The sequence below is a fragment of the Paraburkholderia sediminicola genome (genome assembly GCF_046026855.1).
In the GTDB taxonomy this organism is placed as follows: Bacteria; Pseudomonadota; Gammaproteobacteria; order Burkholderiales; family Burkholderiaceae; genus Paraburkholderia; species Paraburkholderia sediminicola_A.
Genome location: NZ_JAQQET010000014.1, coordinates 85,534 through 109,839, shown reverse-complemented (window position 1 = coordinate 109,839; position 24,306 = coordinate 85,534). Strand labels below are relative to the sequence as shown.

Annotated in this window: 20 protein-coding genes and 2 pseudogenes; 7 read left to right on the top strand and 15 right to left on the bottom strand. The window is 58.0% G+C overall.

Annotation, left to right across the window (positions count from 1 at the left end; genetic code table 11):
- Positions 1 to 6 precede the first annotated feature (6 nt).
- Entirely contained in the window at positions 7 to 177 is a 171-nt protein-coding gene (locus PQR40_RS17320; protein WP_006047743.1) for a rubredoxin, read from the bottom strand.
- A 300-nt stretch (positions 178 to 477) separates the two neighbouring features.
- On the opposite strand from PQR40_RS17320, the gene PQR40_RS17315 reads away from it, so the two are divergent.
- Positions 478 to 1,338, top strand: coding sequence for a hydroxymethylpyrimidine/phosphomethylpyrimidine kinase (locus PQR40_RS17315; protein WP_408216363.1), 861 nt, complete (start codon positions 478 to 480; stop codon positions 1,336 to 1,338).
- Between the two features lie 196 nt (positions 1,339 to 1,534).
- Here PQR40_RS17315 and groL read toward each other — a convergent pair whose 3' ends face one another.
- Together groL and groES are read right to left on the bottom strand one after the other, a co-directional pair.
- Entirely contained in the window at positions 1,535 to 3,175 is a 1,641-nt protein-coding gene (gene groL, locus PQR40_RS17310) for a chaperonin GroEL (RefSeq protein WP_408225805.1), read from the bottom strand.
- 52 nt (positions 3,176 to 3,227) lie between these two features.
- The gene (gene groES / locus PQR40_RS17305) at positions 3,228 to 3,518 is read right to left on the bottom strand and encodes a co-chaperone GroES (RefSeq protein ID WP_007178996.1); all 291 of its coding nucleotides are present in this window, start codon (positions 3,516 to 3,518) and stop codon (positions 3,228 to 3,230) included.
- A gap of 430 nt (positions 3,519 to 3,948) precedes the next feature.
- Between groES and PQR40_RS17300 the strand changes: the two genes are divergently transcribed.
- The gene (locus PQR40_RS17300) at positions 3,949 to 4,815 is read left to right on the top strand and encodes a DUF5677 domain-containing protein (protein ID WP_408509453.1); all 867 of its coding nucleotides are present in this window, start codon (positions 3,949 to 3,951) and stop codon (positions 4,813 to 4,815) included.
- Positions 4,816 to 5,301: 486 nt separating this feature from the next.
- Here the strand turns inward: PQR40_RS17300 and PQR40_RS17295 are convergent, their stop codons facing one another.
- Genes PQR40_RS17295 through PQR40_RS17285 form a run of 3 tightly spaced genes read right to left on the bottom strand, consistent with a single transcriptional unit; the run spans position 5,302 to position 8,733 of the window.
- Complete coding sequence (locus tag PQR40_RS17295; protein WP_408509452.1) at positions 5,302 to 6,378, bottom strand: porin; 1,077 nt, start codon at positions 6,376 to 6,378, stop codon at positions 5,302 to 5,304.
- Between the two features lie 55 nt (positions 6,379 to 6,433).
- On the bottom strand, positions 6,434 to 7,366 hold the full coding sequence (locus PQR40_RS17290) for an alpha/beta hydrolase (protein WP_408225796.1): 933 nt from the start codon (positions 7,364 to 7,366) through the stop codon (positions 6,434 to 6,436).
- Complete coding sequence (locus PQR40_RS17285; RefSeq protein ID WP_408509451.1) at positions 7,366 to 8,733, bottom strand: MFS transporter; 1,368 nt, start codon at positions 8,731 to 8,733, stop codon at positions 7,366 to 7,368. Before PQR40_RS17285 ends, PQR40_RS17290 begins: the two co-directional genes overlap by 1 nt.
- 211 nt (positions 8,734 to 8,944) lie before the next feature.
- On the opposite strand from PQR40_RS17285, the gene PQR40_RS17280 reads away from it, so the two are divergent.
- On the top strand, positions 8,945 to 9,478 hold the full coding sequence (locus tag PQR40_RS17280; protein ID WP_408225790.1) for a MarR family winged helix-turn-helix transcriptional regulator: 534 nt from the start codon (positions 8,945 to 8,947) through the stop codon (positions 9,476 to 9,478).
- Between the two features lie 264 nt (positions 9,479 to 9,742).
- Here PQR40_RS17280 and PQR40_RS17275 read toward each other — a convergent pair.
- Positions 9,743 to 10,198: pseudogene (locus PQR40_RS17275) on the bottom strand (tyrosine-type recombinase/integrase); the annotation flags it as partial.
- On the opposite strand from PQR40_RS17275, the pseudogene PQR40_RS17270 reads away from it, so the two are divergent.
- Positions 10,196 to 10,387, top strand: a pseudogene (locus tag PQR40_RS17270) (3-keto-5-aminohexanoate cleavage protein); the annotation flags it as partial. The pseudogenes PQR40_RS17275 and PQR40_RS17270 overlap by 3 nt on opposite strands.
- A 262-nt stretch (positions 10,388 to 10,649) precedes the next feature.
- On the opposite strand, the gene PQR40_RS17265 reads toward PQR40_RS17270, so the two are convergent.
- The 3 genes from PQR40_RS17265 to PQR40_RS17255 form a co-directional block, all read right to left on the bottom strand.
- Positions 10,650 to 11,060 (bottom strand): ester cyclase, encoded by a 411-nt coding sequence (locus PQR40_RS17265; RefSeq protein ID WP_408225787.1) that lies wholly within the window; start codon positions 11,058 to 11,060, stop codon positions 10,650 to 10,652.
- 272 nt (positions 11,061 to 11,332) lie between these two features.
- Complete coding sequence (locus PQR40_RS17260) at positions 11,333 to 12,655, bottom strand: IS5 family transposase (RefSeq protein ID WP_408509493.1); 1,323 nt, start codon at positions 12,653 to 12,655, stop codon at positions 11,333 to 11,335.
- A 799-nt stretch (positions 12,656 to 13,454) separates the two neighbouring features.
- Positions 13,455 to 14,513: a LysR family transcriptional regulator gene (locus tag PQR40_RS17255; RefSeq protein WP_408225784.1), complete on the bottom strand. Its 1,059-nt coding sequence runs from the start codon at positions 14,511 to 14,513 to the stop codon at positions 13,455 to 13,457.
- A gap of 1,131 nt (positions 14,514 to 15,644) precedes the next feature.
- Between PQR40_RS17255 and PQR40_RS17250 the strand changes: the two genes are divergently transcribed.
- The 3 genes from PQR40_RS17250 to PQR40_RS17240 all read left to right on the top strand — a co-directional run bounded on the left by PQR40_RS17250 (position 15,645) and on the right by PQR40_RS17240 (position 19,340).
- On the top strand, positions 15,645 to 16,724 hold the full coding sequence (locus PQR40_RS17250; RefSeq protein ID WP_408225778.1) for a Rieske 2Fe-2S domain-containing protein: 1,080 nt from the start codon (positions 15,645 to 15,647) through the stop codon (positions 16,722 to 16,724).
- A gap of 251 nt (positions 16,725 to 16,975) precedes the next feature.
- A complete protein-coding gene (locus PQR40_RS17245) occupies positions 16,976 to 17,467 on the top strand; it encodes a VOC family protein (RefSeq protein ID WP_408225775.1) in 492 nt (163 codons plus the stop codon).
- A gap of 157 nt (positions 17,468 to 17,624) precedes the next feature.
- The gene (locus PQR40_RS17240) at positions 17,625 to 19,340 is read left to right on the top strand and encodes an FAD-dependent monooxygenase (protein WP_408225772.1); all 1,716 of its coding nucleotides are present in this window, start codon (positions 17,625 to 17,627) and stop codon (positions 19,338 to 19,340) included.
- 167 nt (positions 19,341 to 19,507) lie between these two features.
- On the opposite strand, the gene PQR40_RS17235 is transcribed toward PQR40_RS17240, so the two are convergent.
- From PQR40_RS17235 to PQR40_RS17215, 5 genes are all read right to left on the bottom strand, one after another.
- A complete protein-coding gene (locus PQR40_RS17235) occupies positions 19,508 to 20,740 on the bottom strand; it encodes an NAD(P)/FAD-dependent oxidoreductase (RefSeq protein WP_408390561.1) in 1,233 nt (410 codons plus the stop codon).
- Between the two features lie 103 nt (positions 20,741 to 20,843).
- Complete coding sequence (locus PQR40_RS17230) at positions 20,844 to 21,071, bottom strand: ferredoxin (protein ID WP_408225766.1); 228 nt, start codon at positions 21,069 to 21,071, stop codon at positions 20,844 to 20,846.
- A gap of 8 nt (positions 21,072 to 21,079) precedes the next feature.
- Complete coding sequence (locus tag PQR40_RS17225) at positions 21,080 to 21,637, bottom strand: aromatic-ring-hydroxylating dioxygenase subunit beta (protein ID WP_408225763.1); 558 nt, start codon at positions 21,635 to 21,637, stop codon at positions 21,080 to 21,082.
- 90 nt (positions 21,638 to 21,727) lie between these two features.
- Positions 21,728 to 23,032, bottom strand: coding sequence for an aromatic ring-hydroxylating oxygenase subunit alpha (locus PQR40_RS17220; protein ID WP_408509450.1), 1,305 nt, complete (start codon positions 23,030 to 23,032; stop codon positions 21,728 to 21,730).
- A 456-nt stretch (positions 23,033 to 23,488) separates the two neighbouring features.
- Positions 23,489 to 24,109, bottom strand: coding sequence for a TetR/AcrR family transcriptional regulator (locus tag PQR40_RS17215; RefSeq protein WP_408225757.1), 621 nt, complete (start codon positions 24,107 to 24,109; stop codon positions 23,489 to 23,491).
- Positions 24,110 to 24,306 lie beyond the last annotated feature (197 nt).

Sequence of the window (24,306 nt, the reverse complement as noted above, 5' to 3'; positions counted from 1 at the left end):
CGGACCTCAGATCTGGACCATCTCGAAGTCCTCCTTGCGCGCTCCGCATTCCGGGCAGGTCCAGTTGATGGGAACGTCCTCCCAGCGGGTGCCCGGCGCAATGCCTTCGTCCGGCAAACCGGCTTCTTCGTCGTAAATCCAGCCGCAAATCAGGCACATCCAGCTTTGATATTCCATTCTTGTGTCGCGTCGTAGAGTCCGTGGAAACGGGAGCCATGATGGTACCGTGTTGCCGCCCCAATGCCTAGCAATCAGAAACGCCCAATCGCAGTGTGCGACGGCCTTTGGCTAGAGGTTTGCGTCGGTTCGCTCCGCGCTTGCGGCGTAGTGTCGCTGCGTGGCTGCCGCTTACATCGCCTCCTGCTTGCCACAACATGCCGAAGAATGCGAAAAACCGCCTTCACAACGGTTTAGGCCGCATAATTGAGTCGATTGCGCACTCTCTGCGCCTAAATACAGCTCCTTTTGTAAATTTTCATGCCCAGCGACACACCCCCGATCGTCCTCACCTTCGGCCTTTCCGATCCCACCGGTGGCTCCGGACTGCAAGCCGACCTGATGACCCTTGCAAGCATGGGCTGCCATGGTGTTTCCGTGCTCACGGGCTATACCGTACGCGACTCGGCAAGCTGCGATGAAGTCACCGGGCTCGACCCCGAAGTAGTCGCGACCCAGGCCCGGATGCTGCTCGAAGACATGCCGATTGCCGCGTTCAAGGTCGGCGCATGTACGCGCGCGGAAGTCGTAAGCGCAATTGCGGAGGTCGTGGCCGATTACGACGACATCCCGCTGATCCTCGCACCCGACTTCACGCTCGACGACGAACATGTGCTCGCCGCCGACGAACTACGCGAAGCGATCGCCGACCTGCTGGCGCCGCAAACCACCTTGCTGGTCGCCGATTCGGCCACGCTGCTCGCCCTCGCCCAGCCGGACGGCGACGCCGAAGCGCCGAGCCTCGATGCGGCGATCTCGCATCTGCTGTCGCAGGGCTGCGAGTACATTCTGTCGACGGAAACCGGCACGCACCGGCTCGTCAACACGCTGTTCAGCGAAGACGGCCAGCTGCGTCAGGATATGTGGGACCGCGGCAGCCACCGGATCATGGGCATCACGGATACTCTCGGTGCTGCGATTGCCGCCTTGCTGGCCAACGGCCAGGAGCCGGCGGAGGCCGTGCGCGAGGCGCAGGAGTATCTGTATCAGGCGATGCGCAATGCATTCCGGCCAGGAATGGGCGCGTATCTGCCGGACCGCTTCTTCTGGGCCCGCAGCAGCGACGACGAAACGCCACCCGCGGCCGGTAAGGACGCGGCGCCGGGCGAAGCACGGCATTAAGAACCGACGCGAAGCGTCTGCTGCATGAGCGGCGGGCGCCCAGCAAGTTGTTCCGCGTTGGCCTTAGCAAGGTTTCAGCAGAACAGCACCCATAAAAAAACCCGCATCTCTGCGGGTTTTTTCATTTGGGAAGCACGCCTCACGGCGCACTTCCCCATGTGTTTCCAACTGAGCCTCAAACGAGGCCCAATGGAAATTACATGTCCATGCCCATACCGCCCATGCCGCCGGGCATACCACCGCCCATCGGACCATCTTCCTTCGGCAGTTCGCAAACAGCTGCGTCGGTGGTCAACAGCAGGCCAGCGACCGAAGCTGCGTTTTGCAGCGCCGTGCGCGTCACCTTCGTCGGGTCCACGACACCTGCGTCAACCAGGTCGACGTACTCGCCGGTTGCTGCGTTGTAGCCGTAGTTGCCCGTGCCGGCTGCAACAGCTGCCACCACGACGCTGGCTTCTTCGCCACCGTTCGTGACGATCTGGCGCAGCGGCTCTTCCATCGCGCGCAGCACGATCTTGATACCTGCGTCCTGATCAGCGTTAGCGCCCTTCAGACCAACGATAGCCGAACGTGCGCGGATCAACGCGACGCCGCCGCCAGCAACGATGCCTTCTTCCACAGCTGCGCGCGTTGCGTGCAGTGCGTCTTCGACACGCGCCTTCTTTTCCTTCATTTCGACTTCGGTCGCAGCACCGACCTTGATCACTGCAACACCGCCAGCCAGCTTGGCGACGCGTTCCTGCAGCTTTTCACGGTCGTAGTCCGACGTAGCTTCTTCGATTTGCGTGCGAACTTGCTTCACACGTGCTTCGATGGTTGCAGCTTCGCCAGCGCCGTCGATGATCGTCGTGTTTTCCTTGCCCACTTCGATACGCTTCGCTTGACCCAGTTCAGCCAGCGATGCCTTTTCGAGCGTCAGGCCAGTTTCTTCAGCGATGACTTGACCGCCGGTCAGGACAGCGATGTCTTCCAGCATGGCCTTACGACGATCGCCGAAGCCCGGAGCCTTGACAGCAACAGTCTTCAGGATGCCGCGGATGTTGTTCACAACCAGCGTAGCCAGCGCTTCGCCTTCGACGTCTTCTGCGATGATCAGCAGCGGACGGCCAGCCTTGGCAACTTGTTCCAGTACCGGCAGCAGATCACGGATGTTCGAAACCTTCTTGTCGTGCAGCAGCACGAACGGGTTTTCGAGCACAGCAACTTGCTTGTCCGGATTGTTGATGAAGTACGGCGACAGGTAGCCGCGGTCGAATTGCATACCTTCGACAACGTCCAGCTCGTCTTGCAGCGACTTGCCGTCTTCAACCGTGATCACGCCTTCCTTGCCGACCTTGTCCATCGCTTCAGCGATGCGGTCGCCGATCGACGAGTCGCTGTTTGCCGAAATCGCGCCAACTTGAGCGATTTCCTTGTTGGTAGTGCACGGCTTGCTGATCTTGCGCAGTTCTTCGATAGCGGCCGTCACAGCCTTGTCGATACCGCGCTTCAGGTCCATCGGGTTCATGCCCGATGCAACGTACTTCATGCCTTCGCGGACGATCGACTGAGCCAGAACCGTTGCGGTCGTGGTGCCGTCACCTGCGTTGTCGCTGGTCCTGGAAGCCACTTCCTTGACCATTTGCGCGCCCATGTTCTGGAGCTTGTCTTTCAGTTCGATCTCTTTCGCGACCGAAACACCGTCCTTCGTGATCGTCGGGCCGCCGAAGCTGCGCTCCAGGACAACGTTGCGACCCTTCGGGCCCAGCGTGACCTTCACAGCGTTCGCGAGGATGTTCACGCCTTCAACCATCTTGGCACGGGCGGAATCACCGAATACGACGTCTTTAGCTGCCATCTTCTAACTCCTTGAATTCTTGGGATATAGCCGGGGAAGTAGCGACCAGCGCTTACTTCTGCACCACGGCCATGATGTCTTCTTCACGCATCACGAGCAGTTCGTTGCCGTCGACCTTGACGGTCTGGCCTGCGTATTTGCCGAACAGGACGCGGTCACCAACTTTCACGTCGAGTGCGATTTGTGCACCCTTGTCGTCGCGCTTGCCCGGGCCGACTGCCAGAATTTCGCCTTGATCCGGCTTTTCTGCTGCGGCTTCGGGGATCACGATGCCCGACGCAGTCTTGGTTTCTTGATCCAGACGTTTGACGATCACGCGATCATGCAAAGGACGAAGGTTCATACATACTCCTCTCTTGATTGAGACTGAAGAACGCTGAGAAAACCCGGCTGGCTGAGCCAACCGGCGATGTTGTTAGCACTCTCGTGCAGCGAGTGCTAATTATATGGACGGGTGGTGACAAATTCAAGAAGGGATGTCGAGATGTCGAGATTCGCTTAACTTTGAACTTTGTTCACTTAAGTCTGAACCTTGCACGGCAGCAGCCCCCTGACGGATTGCAATAATCCCCTTTCAAAACAGAGGTCTACCCTAGATCCTTGGCGCCGCCAAACGGACATCGATTACTCGCAAACAGGCTGCTTGACGACCGAATCGCTCAAATTTTTCTTTGCGATCGTTCGCCCCAGGGAAATCCCTTAACCCGCTGGCAGACGAGAATACTCCGTCCAACTTGGACACGATGGCCTACGGTTGGAAGAAGGAGAAGACCATGACTCTGAGCCGTGACGGCTTCCTATCCACGCACATTAACGCCCTCCCGGATGAGGCGTTGCGGGACTACTGCCCCTGCCACGCGGCGCTCGTAGAGCAGATCAACCGCTTCGCCATCGCCCTGCTGATCGTGCCGCGCGACATCCAACAGCGTGACGCCGACCTGTTCGCCGTCACCCTTTTGGGGCGAGCCGTTCAGGACTTCGAGGGCGCTGTGCTCCTGGGCGCCAGGGGACTGCGTGCGCAGTCGCGCGCCATGGTGCGATCGACCTTCGAAACTGCGCTGTACTGCGTGGCCGCCTCGCACGACATGGTGCTGTCGCAGGGCGCCAAAATCAAGCCCAAGAAGGGCGAAGCGCCTACGACGCGATTCGTCGACGCGTTCGATGCCGGGCACCAGCGATTCCGCGGACAGGTCGCGGCCGAGTTGCGGGATATGCCAGAGGTGCCAGCCGAAACGGAAGCGGCGCTCGACGCGTTGCTCGACGAGATCGGCACGCCGGGGAAGCACCAGGACATTGACCTTCACGGCTTGGCAGAGGACCTAGGCCTGTCCAATCTTTATACAGTCGTCTATCGATCTCTCTCTCAGGACGCCCACCCGTCCGCCACATCTCTTCAGCACCACGTTGAGGTGAGCGCCAAAGGGAAGATAACCGGTCTGCACATCGGCCCCGACTACTTACAGTTTGCCGATACCTTGGCTCTCGCGGCCTGCTCCTTGTTGGTCGCGTTAGACGGGTTTGTGGACCGCTTCGGCACACCGGAAGAGCAGGAGGCCCTGCCGGCGCTTGTGAATGCCTATCGAAAACTCCACGAGCCCCTTGGCGTCCAACCTGATAGTCCAATCGCAACCGCCGTGTAGGTCGCATTTCAAGCACCGCATCAATGCCGTGACGACCGTGGGGCGGGACCTGAACGCCGGAGAGGAGACGGTCTCGACCGACCGGTCATGAGCGAACTCGGTCCGACATCGAATTAGCGAAGTAAGCCGTCACGATCGGTCTCCGCAGGACAGAAGTCGACCCGGGCATTCGCTATGCCGCCACAAATGTCCGGTTTGCAGTGATGCTGTTGAAAAGGTCGCTATTCGTCTCTGTCGCGAGGTTTTCGGGGGGGTCTTACCCTTGACGACTGTTCGCGAGCGGTTTGCAGGCCGATCTGAGAAGTCGATTTTCTTGCGAGCGAATTGAAAAAGCGACGCAGCGACTTTTTCAACAGTATCCAGTGCTAGCAGCCATTGCGCAGGCCGGTCGCGTAGGATGGGTCAGGATTCCGTGCAAATCAACAGATGGGGGCCTAATTTGGGCCACAGATGAACGCCGTCGTTTCTCGGCCCTTTGCGCGGAATTTAGAACTTGGTCCGCAAGCCAATGCGCAAGGCGAGTTGATTCTGACTCGTCGAATACCCCACATTGGTCGCTGGATTCACAATCAGAAAGAGCCCCGCCGGTTGAGCGGCGGAGTTACTGTGAGCAAAATTGGCACTGACGTAGACGTCAGTTCGCTTCGACAACAGGTAGTGCAGCGCCGCGCTCATCTGCCCAAACTGGACTTTCGGATAGTGGTCGTACATGCACGCAATACCTCCGTACAGATCCGGCGCGAAGAAATAATCGAAACCGCCCTCCACCACACTGACTAACAGTTTGCCCGTGCCTGGCACGCCGCTCACGCGATTGTTCGTATAGTTGCCGAATATCGTCAACGATCCAAACCGATAGCGCGCACCCACGCCGATGTTACGAATGGATGTGCCGAGCAACGCGGCTTCGGCCACCGAGGCGCCCGTGCCATTGGCGTTGGTATAAGCCGCACCGATCGCAAACGGACCACCGTTGTCGTAATTCAGGCCGAAACTCGTGAAGCGTGGCGCACCGGACGTTCCACCAAACGAACCTGCCACGTTGCTAAAGCCATACATCGCCCCAGCACTGAAGCCGGCCACATTACCGGTCACGTACTTCACCGAATTGTTGACCTGTTCTCCTGCAAGGCGGTCGATGTCCAGCAGGTGCGTAGCGTACACGCCACCGAATCGCGCGATAGCCGTGTCGAATACGATGTTATCAAGCATGAAATCGTACTGACGTCCCAGCGTCAATGTGCCGAACCGTCCAGTCAGTCCAACGGCAGCCGTGCGTCCGAACATTGCGCCGCCCTGACCGAGCGTGCCGTTGCCGAGCGTGAAACCGTTCTCCAGCGTGAAGATCGCTTTCATGCCGCCACCGAGATCTTCGGATCCAAGCAAGCCCCAGCGATTCGCCTGGGCGATACCCGTATCTTCGATGACGGCACTGTGGCCTCTCTGATTGCTCACGTAGGTAATGCCCGCATCGAGAATACCGTACAGCGTGACCGAACTTTGTGCGTGAACGGACGAAATGCAGGCTATCGCGAGCGCGATATCCGTCAGTACTTTTTTCATGGCGTCTCCAGACCAGTCTGTATTTTTTTTGTTTGTGCAGCGGCGATTTGATTCGCTAACGTGCGTCGGCCAAACGATCGACGCACCAGTCCGCCGTGTGTCGCATCGCTTTGCGCGCTAGCGGCGTGTCGAATTTAGTGAAACCGTGTGGCATGGTTTCGTAGAGATTCAGCGCGACGCGTGCACCAGCGCGTTCTGCGTGATCGGCGAAACGCTCGACGTCGCTCAACATCACTTCGTTCGCGCCCACGCACAGCAGCACGTTCGCGTTCGCGTCATAGGGCGTGTTCAACGGTGCCGCGAGTGGATCGCTCTTGTCCGCGTCGTCGATATAGAGATCGAGCATGCGTTCGCCCATTTCACGCGTGGCGATATCGCGCGCGGCATTCACGTGCCATGAGGCACCGTGCATCCGCAAATCGGCCATGGGACACAGGCCTGCCATGCCGGCTGGCAACGGACATTCGCCGCGCATGACGCGCGTCGGCAGGGTCAGCGCGAGACACCCGCCCGCCGATTCGCCGACGAACACGATCGCCCGGCTCTCGTGACCTTGCGCGAGCAATGCGCGATAGACGTGGAGAACGTCCAGACTTGCTGCGGGAAAGCGATGCTCAGGCGCCTGCCGGAAGCCGATCGCGAGCACCGGGCGCTTTGATAACGCCGCCAGTTCGATCGCGCTTCGGCGGCCCAGTTCGAGACTGCCACGCACGAAGCCGCCACCGTGCAGAAACACAATGAGCCCGTTGGCGTCTGCATCGCTCGTGGAAATTTTTTCGCACGGCACGCCGGCGACTTCGCAAGACGTGACGACAACGCCCGGCGCATCGACTGCATATGCCGTCGATTGCAGGATGGACCGCGTTGCATCGCGCATATCGCCTGCCGACTGCGGGCTCGCGTAGACCTGTGTAAACCCACCGTCGCCAAGCAATGCGGCGGCGAAGCGGCGATCTTCATCGCTCGCGGAGAAGTATTGGATGTTCATCAGGCAATATCGGTGGAGTGGGAAATCGGAAGGGACGCCGGCGCGGTCTCGCGAACCAGCTGTCTGAGTGCGCGTTTCATTGAAAAGTAAGCTGCACACGCGCAGACGAGCAGTACGACGGCGAGCGACACGGAGAGCGCATGCGCGTCGACGGGACCAACGGCGAGACGGTCACTCGCCGCACCTACCAGGAGCGGTCCAGCGCCGGTACCGATAACATTGACGCCAAAGATGAAGAGGCCGATCACGCGGCCGCGCATGCGGTTGGGTACGCCCACCTGCAGCGGAATCGGCATGAGGGACGTCAACATACTGATCACGAAGATCGTCACCGCGTAACCGGCTGCGGACCATACAAGCGCCCTGCCAAATGCCATTAGCACTATCGCAGGAATCAGCATCAGACTGAATCGCGCCGCCAGGCGAATTACACGACCGACGATTTCCGTGTCCGCAACACGCCCAACGAATCCCTGGCCACTCAGCGAACCGGCCAGTCCACACACCAGAAACACGACGCCGAGCACAGGTCCGAGCGACACCGCAGTTCCGAACTGGCTGCGAATCGCGAAGGTCGGATACCACGTAATCAGCGAGAAAAAGGCCGCGAGAATGCACGCGTAGCCGCAAAAGTAGCCACGCAGATGGGCTGCATCGCGAGTTATGAAGCGCATTACGTCACGCAGGCTGGCGCTATCTTTCTTCTGTTCAGCGTTCTCGCCGCGTTGGGGTTCGCGCACGCCGAACAGGATGAGCAACGCGAGCAACAAGCCAGGCACGCCGACAACTACAAAGACCGCCTGCCAAGGTTGCAAATGTCCGATCCAGGGCACGTTCATGCCCCCCGTGCGGCCGAAGTAATTCAATAGATAGCCGCCCGCGACGAGCGATGCACTTCCGCCGATGTACGGTGCCGCGGTATAGATTGCCGTTGCGCGTGGCAGCATCCGGGGTGGAAAAAGATCTGCGAAGATCGACAGAGCGGCCGGCGAACAACCAGCCTCTGACAACGCCGTGACCGAGCGCACGGCCAACAGTTGCGCGTATCCGGCCGCGAGTCCCGATGACGCCGTTGCGATACTCCACAGTGCGACACAACTCGACGCAACCCGCACACGATTGCGGTTATCGACCAGCCAGCCGAGCGGCAAACCGCCGATCGCGAAACATAGCGCGAACGCCAGACCCTGCAGCAATCCCACCTGTGTATCGTTCAAGCCTAGGCTATGCTGGATCGGATCGATCAGCAGTGTGAGAACCTGGCGGTCGAGGTAAGCGAGCGCGAAGGCCGCCGCAAATACTATGACGACCATCCAACGGTGAGCGCGGCCGCGCGGCTCGCGGTTCGGTACATCGGTTGAATCCATGACATCTCCTGAAGAGAAGCTTGGTTACGCTTCTCATTTGGTTTCATTTGAAACTAGTATCGCTTTGTTTGAAACTATTTTCAACGGCGATTCGCTCGGGGTTTACGCGCGCTGTCTACCCAAGCGGGCCGTCTGCGCAGACAGCAGAGCCTGATGGCCGACGGCTATACTGTCGGTCGAGGACATCGGGAGTGAGATTTTGAAGACACGGGTGCAAAGCGAGGAATTACGCCAGGCACGGGCGTTCCTGAATCGGCTGTCGGGTGAAAAAAGCGCGGCGGAGGGTGGGCCGTTTCCGCAAGAACGCTACCGGTATGATCTGTCGCAGGTGCAGATCCTGTCGACGCTGCTGGAGCGCCTCTACACGAAACAAATGCTGCCCTTGCACGAATTGCCGCTGCTGGAGTGGCGTCTGCTCGAGGCAATCGGAAACTCGCCTGGCATTACGGCGGCGGAATTCTCGCGCTACTGGGTCTACGACAAGGTCACGGTGAGCCGCGCGCTGCGCACGCTAAAAGCCCGCGACCTGGTTGAATCGGCTCCCCATGCAACCGACGGTCGCCGTGCCGAGTTGCGTCTCACAACAGCAGGGTACGGTGCTTTCAATGATCAGCTGGGCGCCAAACATCGTCTTCTCGAAGCACTGTCTTCCGTGCTGAGCGACAAGGAGATGACGGAATTTACGCGCGTCTCGCACAAACTCATTGATCATTTCAGGCGAGTGGACGAAGAGACTCGTCCTTAGAATTGGCTGTCGTAACTGCATTCGGTGAAGTCAGTAACGGATGCTCGCTAGCGCCATTCAGTGAATGGCCGGCCTAAACCAACTAGCGAGTTCGCCCACGTCGATACACGGACATCGACTCAGGCCGATGAAGTGATGTGTCTCGTTGAAACAATGAGTCGTGGTTTTATGAGCGAAGCTGGCGTTTGAATGTCCGAGCCACGGTTCAGATGAATGACGCCTCGTGGCCGGACAGTGTCCCCTTACTGTCCGGCCGATCGTGGCTTAAGCCTCCGTCTGTTCTGCCATCTTGAGCGCATCGTTGACCTCGATACCGAGATATAACACCGTACTTTCCAATTTCGTGTGGCCAAGTAGCAGCTGTACCGCCCGCAAGTTTTTCGTGCGGCGGTAAATCAGCGACGCTTTGGTTCGCCGCATGGTGTGCGTCCCGTATGCCGTATCGTCAAGCCCGATCGACCCTATCCAGCGATGCACCATGCGAGCGTATTGACGCGTCGAAAGGTGCGGCGATCCGTGAATGCGACTCGGGAACAGAAAATCGGAAGGCGACAGTCTCGCTAACTTGATCCAAACTTCGGCGCTATCTCGGGATAGCTCGGTGATTTCGAACTGAACCGGCCGTTGCGTCTTCTGCTGCATGACCGTTGCCCGCGAAGCAACGCGCTGACCAAGGCAGATATCACGCACTCGCAGTTTGGTCAGATCGCACGCTCTCATGTCCGCGTGGGTCCTGAAGACGACCTGTATTACGGACCAGGAGAGTTCGCGACCAACGTGCAGTTGGTCGAGCGGATCGCACGTCTCGTGCGCGAAATGGGTTACGAGCCTGCCACACCGGCCGAAGCACGAGAGATCATGTGGCTATCGCGAAAGGGCTGTCCGCGTCCTGACTTTGCACTAGGATAGCCGTTACTCGGAGGGCGGATATGTAGCAATGGCAACTGCTCGTGCCAGGCAGGCGACAGGCTTATAGGCTGATCAGTTGACTCCGCCTGCGCCACGATCGCGCGATGAGCGGAGCCAAACATACCCCCGATCGCCGGTGAGAATTTCGCTCGAGCATGCAGTCGCCCCCTGGACTGGTCCGCAACCGGGGGAAACTGCCTTCGCCATCTCGAACGGTTACGCTGGCGTAACGGGTTCGTCCGCCCGCCCTGCGCGCACAGAATTATGACGTCGCGTTCAATTGCTTAAGCAAACCCAAAGTGTCTGCAACGGCCCAGTGGCTGATATATTTACCATCGCGCAACGTGATTATTTCAATGACCTCAAAGCTGACTACCTTGCCAGTGGCAGGAATTCCCATAAACTCTCCCTTATGGGTACCTTCGTAACTTTTTCGCGTAACAACCTTATCGCCCTCCGCAACTTGATCATGAATGATCACCTTTGCATCTGGAAACGCGGGGCGGAATATTTTAGTAAAGAAAAAATATGGATCTGGCCCTGCGCCTCCGCCACTGCCATCGTGGAATTCGGTCGAAACCAGTTCTTCATATATGGAGTCGTTTTTATTTTCAATGAATTCCCTGTTAAATTTTTTAACCACTAACTTATTTTCTTCCTGGAGGTTATGCATATTCGGCATCCTTTTCATGTCACATCGATTCTGTTTTCTGGAGCACAAGGGGCACCTGTTCAGATTGTGATTCTGCCAGGAGCGGCGGTAAACTTGCCCGACGTTAAACCTTGCAAACTCGCATGGCGCACCGCAATTATTTTCGTGCTTTATGTCTTGAAATTTTTCACATCTCCTTGATTTAAAAAATGAGGCAGCAAGTAAAGACGTTTACTCAAACGCTCTTCGCGAATTAGTCGAGCCTGAACAATTCGTTTTTCGTGCCACCGGTGTCACACTGCCACGTTGGCGACAACGCAGCGGTTGAGCAAAGCAGCGAGAACAAAGACGCAAAAAAACCGCAGCTTCCTCAGGATCATCCTGAGGTTGTGGCCAGCGCCGCACAACACCGCGTGCATCGCATCGCCCAGCGCACCTTTGAGCCAGTTCCTGCCGAGTTTTCCGTCTGTCTTCATGTGACCGATGGCTGGTTCGATCGCGCTGCGCCGTCTGATCATTGCGCGTAGTCCGCGTGTGATACCTCGGCGCAACCCCGGGTGGTAGATCTTCACGCCGTCGACGGCGACACCCTTGTAGCCGCGGTCGACGATGGCGACTTCCGGCGTGGCGTCGCACAGGATTGCCGCCTGCTCCAGCGCTTCAGCGAGCGTGTGACCGTCGTACGGATTGCCCGGCATCGAGCGCATCCCAACCACGAGGCCTTCCTTGTGGGTCGTCGTGATCGACACCTTCACGCCGAATTCGTATGGTGTGCGGACTTTGCCCTTCGCCAGACATTCAACTTCCGGTGCGTGCAGCGCGTAGAGCTTGTTCTTGTCCTTCGGCTTTTGCGCCAGGATGCGCTTCGTGCGGCTAATCAACTCCATTAATGCCGCGCGGCCTGGGTCTGCTACCTGGGCGACCTGCCGCTCCACATCGCGCATCACCCGTCCAACGCGCGAGCGTAGCGTGCGCAATGCCTTCCTCATGCGTTTGTACTGCTTCGCGTGAGCGTAGCGGCCAATCTGCAGCCCCAGACGTGGCGCCTCGCGGTTGTAGTTCTGCCTCAGCTTCAGCCCGTGCCGCGCCGCGGCCTTCACCAGATGTTCGCGACACCGCTCCAGCAATCGCGAATCGGTTGGATGGGCGATCGCCTTCTCCATGACGGTGGTGTCTACAATCACGCGCTTCATGCTCGAGGCCTTGATCACGCCGGCACGCTTTGCTGCTTCGATCGTCTCGGCCAGCAACTCTTCAACGCCGGCTTCGCCCAGTCGCTTACGCCAGCGTGTCAGGCTCGACGGGTCGATCGGCGGCTCGGTCTGCAGGTACGTTTCGCCCGTGAAGATCTGCCAGTACGGGTTCTCCACCCATTGCCAGACGACCTCTTCGTCGGACAGATCGAACGCATGCTGCAAATACAGCAGCCCCGCAATCAGGCGCGGCGACGTCGCTGGCCGACCCTTGCGTGATACGAAACTCTCGCTCATCGATGCGCCCAATCGATCCCAGTTGATCAGGTCGGCCAAACCGACCAACGGGTGCCTCAGGTTGATCTGTTCGCGCAGCGGTTGCCGGAAGAAATCTCCCTCCGTCACAGGCGTCTTCGGACCCATCTGCACCTCGTCGAAAAATGCAGGATTCACGCCTCAATATGCCAGGTCCCTGCAATTCCCACAACCGCATTTCCGGCTCAAAACCTTACACCGAAAGGCTTTGAAGATTGTTCAGGCTCGACGAATTAGCCGGTTGAGGTTTCGGTTAAACCGTTCCGTGTTGGTGACCGGGCGCAATGCAGTGGTATCCGAAAACGTGCACTTCAATCCACTGTCCACGCCTACGCTTTCGATCGACCAGACAAATCCGTTAATCGAGATCGGAAGTCGCCGAATCGAATTGTATTGAACTCCGAAGCATCTCCAGCATAACGAGGATGAGTTAGATTGTCAGGCGCTACAGCATGGACAACTGTTGTGCTGTTTTATATATTCGGCTGGTGTTGACGCCGTGAGATTCTGCATTCCTATGTGCGCTCGACAACTGTTGTAGATTCAGTGGCACCGGGGGAGATATGCTGGTCAGATCCGGCCCAAGCTATTGTGCTCAGTGAGCTATTCAATGCTGCCCGAATCGCCAACACCTGGGGCAATGGATGAGATTACGATGCGCGAGCGTTACAACCTGCTGAAATCGAATCTCACCTTGACCACTTGCAGTCCGGCGCGATTTGTCCGGGAGCGCAGGTTGAGGAGTGAAGGCGCAACTCGCCGCCTTGGCGATGAGCCGGGATGATGTCGAAGATGTTTCAGGCGTCAGGCCTCGTCGAGGCTGCTGTGATGCCCAACGGTAGCCTGCGAGGCGCATATATGATGCTGGTTCTCGGTATACCCTCGCAGCCCCGCTTTCCATACGGGTTCATTTCGAAATGGCGGACACGGCTAGCTCGGAATCCGCAATCGGTAACACATTTTCGCATCGGCGTGGATCGTCGATCAATCGTTCAATCGATCGGCGACTGGTCCAAAAGCGCGCGGCGCCGTGTAGTCCGCGGCCGGAATGCTGAGCAATCTCGGCGCGTTGAAGGTCGCCGGTACATTGAGCACTGAGAAAGTCTATGAGCAATCTGACAGCTGGCAGCAAACCATGACGCGAAGGATACACGGCTTGGAGTTCGGTGACTGGAGCGGTGAATTCCGGTAAAACAACATCAAGTGCACCGCCACGAATATCATCGAGACATAATGACAACGGAAGTAACGCGACTCCTACACCTTGCAACGCGGCTTGTCGGATAACCACAAAATCTTCGGCGGTCAGTATTGGTTGATGTCTAACCTGTATCTCGCATTTTTCGGGACTTATCAATGTCCATACATGTGGCCCCTGCGGGGAGGAGTAACTAACAGTAGGCATTTGCAAGAGTTCTTCCAGCGACTTGGGCCGCCCAAAGAGGTCAAGAAATTCCCGACTAGCGAGTAGAACCGGCTGAAATATCCCAAGAGGCCGAGCCATCAAACTGGAGTCTTCGTACGGTAAAAACCGGATGCGGATTGAGAGATCAAAATTTTCTTCGAGACTGACATCTCTCTCAGTTGTATCAACGCTAATACGAATATTCGGATTATTTTTTAAGAACAGGGGGAGTAGAGGGCCAATTACGAATTGAGCTAGCATGGTGGGACAGCTCATTCGAACGAGGCCAGCCGGCTTCTCTTGCGCCTGGACAGTCTTTTCTACGGCGGCGTCCGCCTCTGCGATCATCTTCAGGCAATGTCGATTAAACTCCATTCCGAGTTCAGTTACGGCGAAATGACGAGTTGACCGTTGAATCAACCGGACGTTCAAGCTCGTTTCCAGTGCCGCAACGCGCCTCGAAATTCGAGAATGCACCATTCCCAGCGCTTTGGCCGCCCCACTGATTCCTTTGTGCTCAACGACTTTAGAAAATAAAAACATATCGTTGAAATTAACCATGTCCCCTCCTTCTCTGCCTAGCTCGCTAGTACTCGGGCGAATAAGTAAAGTATACGGGGATTGTCAACTTGTTGATGTTAGGACAAACGAGACAATCGTTCAGCCCGTGGCCACGCCTTACGCGGCACGGGCCCATATTACCGGGTGGGTACTGTCGTTTCCAAACATCGAGAACTTGGGTGCCCGCCTCTCGTTTCTCTTGGGTGTTCGGATCGTAGCGGCAATCCATGAGCACGTTCTGGACCTTGCGCACACCCTGAAGAAAGTCCCTCCGGAAGCACAGTTTGTGCTTTGTGCCATTGATCGCGACGACGACTTCGTTGCGCTCCTATTTGCCCCAACGGGTCCACGCGATGGAGCGGGTGCGCCGGGCAATCCTCAGCCCGAACGTCAGCGGCCGGCGCCGCACACTCCCATCCGCGGGCGGGTTTTCGGAGTGTACGTCACGTCGATGCAGCGCGCGGCCAGCTATTCTTCGAGCGTCCGCAGGCTCAGCAGAAAGCGGTAGGACAGCCAGATCGCGAAACCGATCACGTCAGGTAGAAAGCGCTACCCGATATAGGAAATCTCCCCGTGCTGGTTGCAGATACGTTGGGCTGAACGGCGAGCGATTTCACGATCGCCGTTCTCGGTCGCCGACAGGTTGGCAATACGAGGCTGTTCATGCCGCGCGAACGTACAAAATGGCACAACAGTTTTCCATCTCATGTCGGCTGACGAGCTAATCCACCCATCGTTACTGATGGCGCTGGGCGTCAAGACCTCGGAGGCCCGGCGGATCGCCACGCAGGCTGTCGATTTCGACGCCTTGTGCCGCGTGCTTGCAGAGACGTAAGGCGCGCATCCTCGCTTGGCTTGAAATTCTGTTGCTCCCCTCGCCCACGATGGGCTCAGGGCGGATGCATATCCCGCAGTGTCATGCCCCGATGGAAGCGTGGACCGTGGGCAATTTTCCTCTGAACGCCTTGGGAGGGCAGTGGTTATATGGCCCCTCCCAATACGTCGCACCTGTGTGTTCCGCGGTCTTTTCATATTGACGAACAAGGTCAATTTGACATTATCGTTCAATTGACGGTATCGTCCACCCTGTATGTGAGAAAACTATCGCGAATAGCATGAGAGGAGGATGAGATGGAAGCACTTCGCAACATTTGGTACGTGGCCGCGTGGCCCTCTGAGATCGGGACCACTCCGCTGCGGCGTACCCTGCTCGAGGAACAGATCGTGTTCTTCCGCCAAACGGATGGAACGCCGGTGGCTTTGGGAAACATCTGTCCGCACCGCTTCGCTCCGCTCCACCGCGGCAAGATTGTCGAAGACACCATTGAATGCCCTTATCACGGGCTTCGCTTCAATGGGCAAGGTCACTGTGTATTCAATCCCGATCTCAATGGCGCGGTTCCAGCCACCGCACGTGTGCGCAGCTACCCACTGGTTGAGCGAGGTGGTCTGTGCTGGATCTGGATGGGCGATCCGACGCTGGCCGACGAAGGCTTGATAGTGGACTTCCCCTTCTTTCAAAGCGGCAGTGGTTATCGTCCCGTCACCGGTTATCTGCATGTACGCGCCAACTATCGCTATATGATCGATAATCTGGTCGATGTATCCCATGTTCTGATCGTGCATCACGACATGCTGGCTTGCCCAGGGCTGGCCACCGGCAAGCAGACCATCGAACGCGATGGCAACGGCATCTGGGTCAAGCGCTTCGCTGAGCAGACCACTCCGCCGAAGATTTTCGACATGATGTGGCGGCGCAGCCGCGGCGATTACGATGCGCCTATGGATCATTGGGCTGAGTCCAAGTGGAACCCACCATCCCTGATCTCTCAGAATACGGGGGTCCAACTGAGCGGCCTCCCGCGTGATGGAGGGTTGGAGACTAAGAATTTCCATTTGGTGACACCGGAGTCTGAGACCTCTTCTCATTACTTCTGGGCCATCTGCCGCAACTTCGAAACCGACAACGACGCGCTGGATGTGGACGTGCGCGCCGGCACCGAGTACGCCTTCGTCGAGCAAGACGAAAAGCTCTTGGAGGCCCTGCAGGAGAACATGAACGGTCGGGAGTTCTGGTCCATGAAACCAGCGCTGCTGGTGGGCGATGTCGGCGCGGTGCAGGTACGCCGGGAGACTGATCGCCTGCTCGCAGCGGAGCAGGCCGCCCACGCCCCGGTTCCAGTCAACCCATCCTCATCGGCGGTCGCCTAAACCTGCGGATACTTGTCTCGTCACACACGTGCACCCAGATTCCGAGCGTTATGCGCGGGGGCGCGTAGGAGACCCATGTCGCCACAGGCGCAGCTCTTTGTCTGGAAGACCGCCTCCCCAGACTTAACCTGGGAATTCGGCGTGACAAAGCGTGATGACATTTGTCGACGTCACGCCTTTGCTAGTCACAAACCGGAACCTTCTCGGTTTCTGTGCCTTGGGTACCACCTAAATATAGAACAGGTAATCGCATGTCAATTGACAGTCCTGACGTTACCGAATATCCGTCAGTCCCCGATCAAGGTGTTGTAACCGGCATCGGTTATGTCCGAATCCCTGCTCCTGACCTTCATGGGCTCGCGGAATTCTATAAATCGACATTCGGCATGCAGCAGATTGGCGCCCTTCTCGATCATGCCATCATACTCAACGTCGGAAAAACTCTCGAAGAGGCGATCGCCAACCGCGCGCCTCGTCTTATCCTCGACAGACGTATGAAGTCCAACCAGCAATATGCCCCCAATGATAATAATTGCTGGACATTCATGACGAGAGGGATAGAACACGTTGTTCAGCGGGCGCAAAAAAATGGAGCCACGATCACGATGCAGCCCTATTCGACAGTCCCACAAACGGGAATGGTGGCGGGAAAGTTTCGTGATCCGGCCGGAAACCACATCGACCTAATCGAAATAGGCACCGACACGCCGGAAAGACTCAACCTCACGGCGCCCGGCAAGTAACTGCGGCCAACTGCGCCGTTCGAAGGTTAGTGTGCGTAGTCACCCAACAACACATCCTGCGCTTTCCTGGCCAGCGGTAACTGGTGAGGCTCGTCTGTGCCATTAGTCCTGTCGCCAGGCGAAAGAGAGTGCACAAAGAATTGAGAGGATCATGCGAATGTCAGTTGGAAGTTTCACGGAAAATTCTGAAGAACAAACTTTCGAAGTGATCGTTGTTGGAGCCGGACCAGTGGGCTTGGTGTCGGCGATCCAGTTGGGTCGTGCTGGCATCAAGACGCTGTTGCTCGAAAGACGCGCGAAATTTTCAACGCATCCCAAGGCGGGCGGTATACACGCCAGGACGATGGAGATCTATCGGGAACTTGGTCTGTCCAAGCTGATTTTGGAGAGTGGCGTAAACCGCAACGGCGCGTTAACCATCGGTTGGATGACGAGCTTGACAGGAATAGAGATTGGTACGATCTCCATCGGAGCGACCGAGGAAGAAAGGGAGAGATTCCACTTGTGGTCGCCTGAAACGATGGTCTCTTGCAGTCAGGATATCTACGAGCCCCTCCTCGCGGAGGCAGTGAGGCAATACCCATCGGTTGAGTTGCGCTTGGCCTGCGAAGCCACATCTATAGAGCAAAGCGATGATTGGGTTGATATTGGATATTCGAGCGCGGGTGGTCAGAAAGCCGCCCGGGCCCGGTACCTGATTGGAACAGACGGAGTGCGCAGCCCGACACGTCAGCGGCTGGGGATAGATGAGTCCGGGGTAGAACCGTTCGGCAACTCTATCAACGTTCTTTTCAATGCTGAACTCGAACCCTATCGCGCCGGACGTGACTATGGCCTGTTTTGGGTTCTGAACGCGAAGACGCAAGGGGCTTTCGCTTGGAAGCGCGGAAATTACTGGTCGTACAATTTCACGGTCCCTCCAGGGGAGGATCCGGCGAGCTATTCACCGGAACGATGCATCGAACTCATTCGAGCGGGTGTCGGTGTGCCCGACGTCTCTATCAATGTTGTCAGCATCTTGCATTGGAAGCTGGAACAGGCCGTGACCGACCAGTGGCGAGCAGGCCGCGTCTTTTTGGCCGGGGACGCTTCGCACCGCTTTCCCCCTCATGGGGGATTTGGAATGAATAGCGGCGTTCAGGATAGCCAAAATCTGATCTGGAAGCTCGTCGCACGGCTGCGCTGGAGCGCGGGAGACAAACTCCTCGACAGCTATGAGCCTGAACGCAAGCCGATTGCGCAATACAATGGCGAGCAATGTTTGCTTAATACGCGACGCATGGCCGCGATGGGCGGCCCGCAGAAGAACCTTAGCGAGCTTGCAAAGATCGAGACTCCCGAAGGAGAGGCGCTTCGCGAAAAGATTCGCAGTTCGGTGCCAGCGCAGCGGGAACAGATCCTTTCGCAGGGACAGCAATTTGGTCAGATGTATAGTTCGAGCGCGATGATCGACGACGGCACACCGAGCGAAGAGTCCACCGTCTCGGTCTATCGGCCGACGGGTCACCCGGGTGCTCGCGCCCCGCATGTGTGGCTGGAAGACGGAGAGAACGGTCGCCGTTCGACTATCGACTTCTACAATGGCGGCTTTATTTTGTTGGTGGCGCGTGACGGGGATCGGTGGCTTGCGGCGGCGGATTCTGCAGCCGAATCGACCGATGCCCCGCTGTCGGCCTTTCGCATCGGCGGACCAGACTGCATGCAGCGGTCCGGAGACCCGCGATGGGAAGAAATAGTCGGAGTTGATCCTACTGGTGCCTTGCTGATTCGGCCAGACGGATACGTCGCGGCGCGGTGGCGCTCTCTGCCGGAGAGCCCCGTTTCCGCATTGACGCACGCACTACAAACCGTTCTCGATATCCAGATCAGCTGATGCTGATGTTGGACAATGGTTGAAACAGGGCGTTTCGGAAACGACGCCTTGAGTGCGAGCGCCGACCCTCGCGCATAAACAGCAGTATCGTGCTGACGAGTGCAGCCATCACGATACTGCTGTGCGGGCCGTGAAATCTGGGGTGGGACTAGGCTTGCGGCACAGCCTCAATTGTCGTCGGCAACGAGGAGTTCGTCCAGACTGGTGTCAAGATCAGCCAGTTGCGACTCCGAGACCCCCGTTCTGAATTGGATCATCTGGCGGGCGATGCGAACGTCTTGCGGGCGATTGACGGCCAGCGCGGCGGTCACGCGACCATCGCGCAGGAAGAACGCAGAGAAAGCTCGTTCGGCCAGGTCGCCGCGTACCACAAGATGTCCACTCGGATCGGGAAGCCCGACAACCTGAAGATTGTGCTCATACTGGTCGGACCACACCCAGGGAACTTCATGAAACGGCTTGGCTTGACCCAGCATGTTGCGCGCTGCAGCGGCGCCCTGATGCTGAGCGTTTTGCCAATGCTCGACCCTAATATGGCGTCCGAGGAAGCGATTGGGGTGATGGGCGATGTCGCCCGCGGCAAAGATGTCGGCGGCCTCGGTTCGGCATAGTTCGTCGACCTCGATTCCATTGTGGGCAGGAATTCCAGACCGCAAGGCGAGGCCTATATCGGGGACTTGCCCGATCCCAATGACTACTACCGCTGCTTCGTGGATCTGGCCGTCACTGGCTACGACCCGCTGGACGCGCCCATTGCCCTCAATACGGTCGACGCCAATGCCGGTCCTCAGGATTACGCCACGCTCCCGGTGCAGATCGGCGTAGACCTGGCCGATCCTGGGACCGAGAACGCGCCCCAGCGGAATTGGCGAAGTCTCCAGTATCGTCACCTGGCAGCCAAGCTTGCGGACACTCGCAGCGACTTCCGCGCCGATGAACCCGGCCCCGATCACAACGACTGGGGTCCCGGGCATGAGGAGATCGTGGAGCGCCACCGATTCTTCAAGTTTGGTCAGAAAGAACACGCCGGGAAGATTCACTCCGGGAATGTCCAAAGTCCGAGGTATTCCGCCGGTCGCGATCAGCAGCTTGTCGTAGGTAAGGCGCTCGCCGTTCGCCATCTCGACCTCGTGCGCGCCAGGGTCGACGGCGACCGCTCGAACGCCGAGTTGAAGCTCGATTTCTTTGCTTGCATACCATTCAGGCGGCCGCAGCCACGTCTGCTTCGGAGTCTTTTCGCCGCGAAGCACATCCTTGGACAGAGGCGGGCGCGAATAGGGCGGATGGCGCTCATCGCCGACAATCACCACTCGTCCGTCGAAGCCCTCCGCTCGCAACGTCGCGGCGGCCGTCGCGCTTGCAAGCCCCCCTCCTAAAAGCATGAATATGGGCTTTCTCAAACGTATCCTCTCTCTTTGTCGCCCCCAGGAGGAACCGCTTTGACCGGGATTCTCCTGGGCGTCATCAGAAACCTGAATTGTCTTGGGCTTTGTTGGAAGTCAGTCAGTCGTTGGGCAGGACTTCGCCCACGTAGATCGCCTTTTCGGGACAGGCCGCAGCGCCCTCCCGCGCCTTGGCCTCGAGGCCTGCTGGCACGACATCGCTTTCAACAAAGGCAAACCCCTGTGCGTCGAGCTTATACAGCTCCGGGCAGACATCTGCACAGGTTGTGTAGCCGCAGCACTTTGCGGCATTCACCCTCACATAGAGAGGCTTACTTTGGTCACTCATAGGCCACCCTACATGAACACGTTGATGTAGACGGTACCCAGCGCACTTTGGTCGACCTGGATGAGGCGGCGAGCGAGCTTGAGCGTGCCATTGGCCTCTCGGCGAATGATGTCTTCGCGCTTCGCCGTCAGCATGTCGTAACTGGGGGCCTCAAAGCGATTACGCATCAGGAGCAGGTAGGTCGTCGCTGCATATTCGTCCGGAACACCAGTTTCATGCACCACCAGATTTGTCACTAACCGCTTGATTCTAGGCGCAGGATCGCGATCGGGCGCTGAGGGGACCTCAAGCGTGCGCTGGACGCGCATCGCGAGAGTCTGGCGGTTGTCGTTCAAGTGATAACCCTGCTCGTCGAAGCCCTTGCCATCGCGACGACGCAAAGTCTTGCGAACCGGCATCGTGTAAACGACGTCGTCCGCAAGGCTGTTCAGCCACTCGGCATGGCGATCATCGTCGAGCATGGCCGCATCGTCGATCAGAAAGTCGAGAATGTCGCCATAGATGGGGGTGGATGCCTTCACCCGGGCCCCCGTCTTTGCTGGTATTTCCATGGTAGTTGTACTCATCGTTTGAATCCGTCCATTCAGGAGGCACGCTTGCCGCCGCTAATTACGACGGAACGGCAACAAGTCGAACTTATTCGTCAGCCGATAGGATCAAGCCTGGCGAAGGTCGTCGGTCATAAGCTGGAACCATCGGCGCCAGAAATACCACTGGCCATCATCCTTCAAGGGCGCGGCAAAGACAGCGCCCGGACCAGGCCAATCCTTCCGCTTCAAATGCTCCCCTTTGGCAAAATAGCGCATCGGTTGTTGCTGGCCGACCCCGCCGCTGGAACATCGTTGCTGTGAAGCGTTAGCTTCGAAGTCGTCAAGCGCGATGATGTTGCCAGCGGTTTGCGCCCGCTCCAACTCAAACGCCTCTTCGGGAGCGTCGCGATCGATCAAGTACTGCGTCGAGAATATGTACGAGTCAGGCCCATTGGGGACAATCTGCGTAAGGGTGCCAGTGGTGTAGCTCGTACCGTTCGGCAGGGTCTTGGCAATCAGACCCCACACAACGGTTTGCGGAAACACCGACGTCACGAAGACACGGTTCTTGAAGGCAAGGAAGCCTTCCGAATTCACATCGAAACTCTTAATGTGCGGGAAGCCTTCCGCGAACGCCAAGGTGTTGTTGCCCTGGTCGTTGGTGGCCAGGACATTGTTCATGCTGGCCAGCGTGGAACGGTTTCCAGGCGAACCCGGTAGACTGACGAGCCCCATCTCGGCTACGCCGCGGTGCAGGGTCACCGGGTGGTAGTCATCCCCGGCGGCGGTGTCCATGAAAGTCTTCCAGTTCGCATTCACATAGAACCGGGTTGGTGGACCGAGGGGGACCCGCTTATCGTTGCCACAAAGATCGAGATACCATCCCGCCGATCCCAGCCAATCATCCAGGGTGGCGTCCGACGTGTCGAAGGTAGCGTAGATGATGCCATCGCGCACCTCGACCCGAGCACGTCGCAGGCCGTATTGGGACTTGTCCCAGTCACCATAAAACTCCTTGTCGAGCGGCGCACCCAGTAGTTTCCCGCAGGTGTCGAAAGCCCAGCCGTGATAAGGACATTTGAACGAGGTAGCGTTGCCTTGGTCGGCCTGGCAAACCTCGAAGCCGCGGTGCGAGCAGACATTGAGCAGGACCGCGATCTCGCCCTCCGGTGTCCGGGTGACGATAACCCGATCCTCGCCCATATGCCGTAGAACGAAGTCCCCGCTGTTGGGAATTTCGCCAATGTGGGCGATCCCCATCCATGCTCGGCCGAAGATTTGTTGCATCTCCAGACGGTGGATTTCCGGATCTGACAGCACTCGCATGGCCACTTCCCGGCGCTCCAGGTCGACCAGGTCGCCGATAGTCGCGCCGTCACGCAGAACCGGGCCGACCCGGCCAGTCAGGACGTCATGCGCCATCTCGTTCATTTTCACTCCTCCTATTTATCGTGGGCTGAGCCCAGCCTTTGCACTTGTCGAGTGTCGATTGTCTTTAATCATTTTGTACAGGTCAAGTCAAAATGACTATACCGTATAAAATGAATTAAGGCGAGGCGAGGCGAGGCGAGGCGAGGCGAGGCGAGGCGAGGCGAGGCGAGATGAGATGAGATGAGGGGTTGGGTTGCAGTCCATTCCATGGCACGACACACCGTGGATCACATGAATTCGACCCTCGTGGGCGCCTGCCACGTGCCGCCGGCCAAGGCAATCTACGTCCCGGAGTCTTGCCTGGAGTCTGAATCACACTCGACGATCGTCGCCTCCGTGTCGAAGAGGATGTCTCTCTTGGGCTGCGCGAGCTTCCACATGGCGACCGCAGACGCGCCTATAGAATTGAATTAATGCGGACGATCAAGCTGCCATATCGGTGGCCACCCCACGGAGCTACGTTCGAGCCGTGGTCTCGGCGAGCAAGCGGGACAAGGCGTCGAAATCAACAGGCTGCCTGGCGATCCGCCGGGCCTCGGAGGTCTTGACGCCGAGCGCCATCAGCAGCGTCTCAGCGGCCTCGGCAATGTGATCATCGTCGCACTTGGTGGTCACCGCCCGGCGGATCGTCATCATCAGCATGCCGAAAGCAAGGTCCGCCAGAATCGTCGGTGAAACGGCGCGAAAGCGGCCCGCCTCCACTCCCTCGGCGAACTCCTGCTCGACGCGCTCGCGCATCTGCGCGTTGGCCAAGCCGGTCAGCGGCATGGTGCGCAACAAGATCCATCCGCGGCTCTCGTCGCTGACGGCGAAATGGATAAAGATGCGAAAGGACAGCGCCGCGCGCACAGCGGGATCAGGCTCGTTGCTCAGCAAGGGCATCACCATTCGGTTGATCCCGGTGGCGATGTCGTCCGCGACGGCCTTAAAGACGTCGTCCCGGGTCTGGAAGTGGTTGTAGAAGCTGCCGCGCGCAACTCCAGCGGCTTCGATGACGTCGTCTATGGTCGACACCTCTGCTCCGCGCATGGCGAACAACTTATAAGCCGCGGATAGGATCTTCGCCCGGGTGAGCATCCTGCGCTCCTCCCCAATCTCCGACCGCCGCTGCAGCTGTTCTGGACTGAGTCTGGTCTGTGCTCGCTTTCTCATGGTTGGGTTCTCTGCGTAGTTTTCCACTTACTTACTTGCTCCATTTTCACTCGAAATGACGAAAACGTCGTATTGACAAGTATGTCCATATTGGAATAGGGTTTAAATAAGGCTGCGGAGAG

Excerpts from the sequence above, each read along its gene's own strand:
- PQR40_RS17320 (WP_006047743.1), bottom strand. The coding sequence starts at position 177 with ATGGAATATCAAAGCTGGATGTGCCTGATTTGCGGCTGGATTTACGAC.
- PQR40_RS17315 (WP_408216363.1), top strand. The coding sequence starts at position 478 with ATGCCCAGCGACACACCCCCGATCGTCCTCACCTTCGGCCTTTCCGAT.
- groL (WP_408225805.1), bottom strand. The coding sequence starts at position 3,175 with ATGGCAGCTAAAGACGTCGTATTCGGTGATTCCGCCCGTGCCAAGATG.
- groES (WP_007178996.1), bottom strand. The coding sequence starts at position 3,518 with ATGAACCTTCGTCCTTTGCATGATCGCGTGATCGTCAAACGTCTGGAT.
- PQR40_RS17300 (WP_408509453.1), top strand. The coding sequence starts at position 3,949 with ATGACTCTGAGCCGTGACGGCTTCCTATCCACGCACATTAACGCCCTC.
- PQR40_RS17295 (WP_408509452.1), bottom strand. The coding sequence starts at position 6,378 with ATGAAAAAAGTACTGACGGATATCGCGCTCGCGATAGCCTGCATTTCG.
- PQR40_RS17290 (WP_408225796.1), bottom strand. The coding sequence starts at position 7,366 with ATGAACATCCAATACTTCTCCGCGAGCGATGAAGATCGCCGCTTCGCC.
- PQR40_RS17285 (WP_408509451.1), bottom strand. The coding sequence starts at position 8,733 with ATGGATTCAACCGATGTACCGAACCGCGAGCCGCGCGGCCGCGCTCAC.
- PQR40_RS17265 (WP_408225787.1), bottom strand. The coding sequence starts at position 11,060 with ATGCATAACCTCCAGGAAGAAAATAAGTTAGTGGTTAAAAAATTTAAC.
- PQR40_RS17260 (WP_408509493.1), bottom strand. The coding sequence starts at position 12,655 with ATGGGTCCGAAGACGCCTGTGACGGAGGGAGATTTCTTCCGGCAACCG.
- PQR40_RS17255 (WP_408225784.1), bottom strand. The coding sequence starts at position 14,513 with ATGGTTAATTTCAACGATATGTTTTTATTTTCTAAAGTCGTTGAGCAC.
- PQR40_RS17250 (WP_408225778.1), top strand. The coding sequence starts at position 15,645 with ATGGAAGCACTTCGCAACATTTGGTACGTGGCCGCGTGGCCCTCTGAG.
- PQR40_RS17245 (WP_408225775.1), top strand. The coding sequence starts at position 16,976 with ATGTCAATTGACAGTCCTGACGTTACCGAATATCCGTCAGTCCCCGAT.
- PQR40_RS17240 (WP_408225772.1), top strand. The coding sequence starts at position 17,625 with ATGTCAGTTGGAAGTTTCACGGAAAATTCTGAAGAACAAACTTTCGAA.
- PQR40_RS17230 (WP_408225766.1), bottom strand. The coding sequence starts at position 21,071 with ATGAGTGACCAAAGTAAGCCTCTCTATGTGAGGGTGAATGCCGCAAAG.
- PQR40_RS17225 (WP_408225763.1), bottom strand. The coding sequence starts at position 21,637 with ATGAGTACAACTACCATGGAAATACCAGCAAAGACGGGGGCCCGGGTG.
- PQR40_RS17220 (WP_408509450.1), bottom strand. The coding sequence starts at position 23,032 with ATGAACGAGATGGCGCATGACGTCCTGACTGGCCGGGTCGGCCCGGTT.
- PQR40_RS17215 (WP_408225757.1), bottom strand. The coding sequence starts at position 24,109 with ATGCTCACCCGGGCGAAGATCCTATCCGCGGCTTATAAGTTGTTCGCC.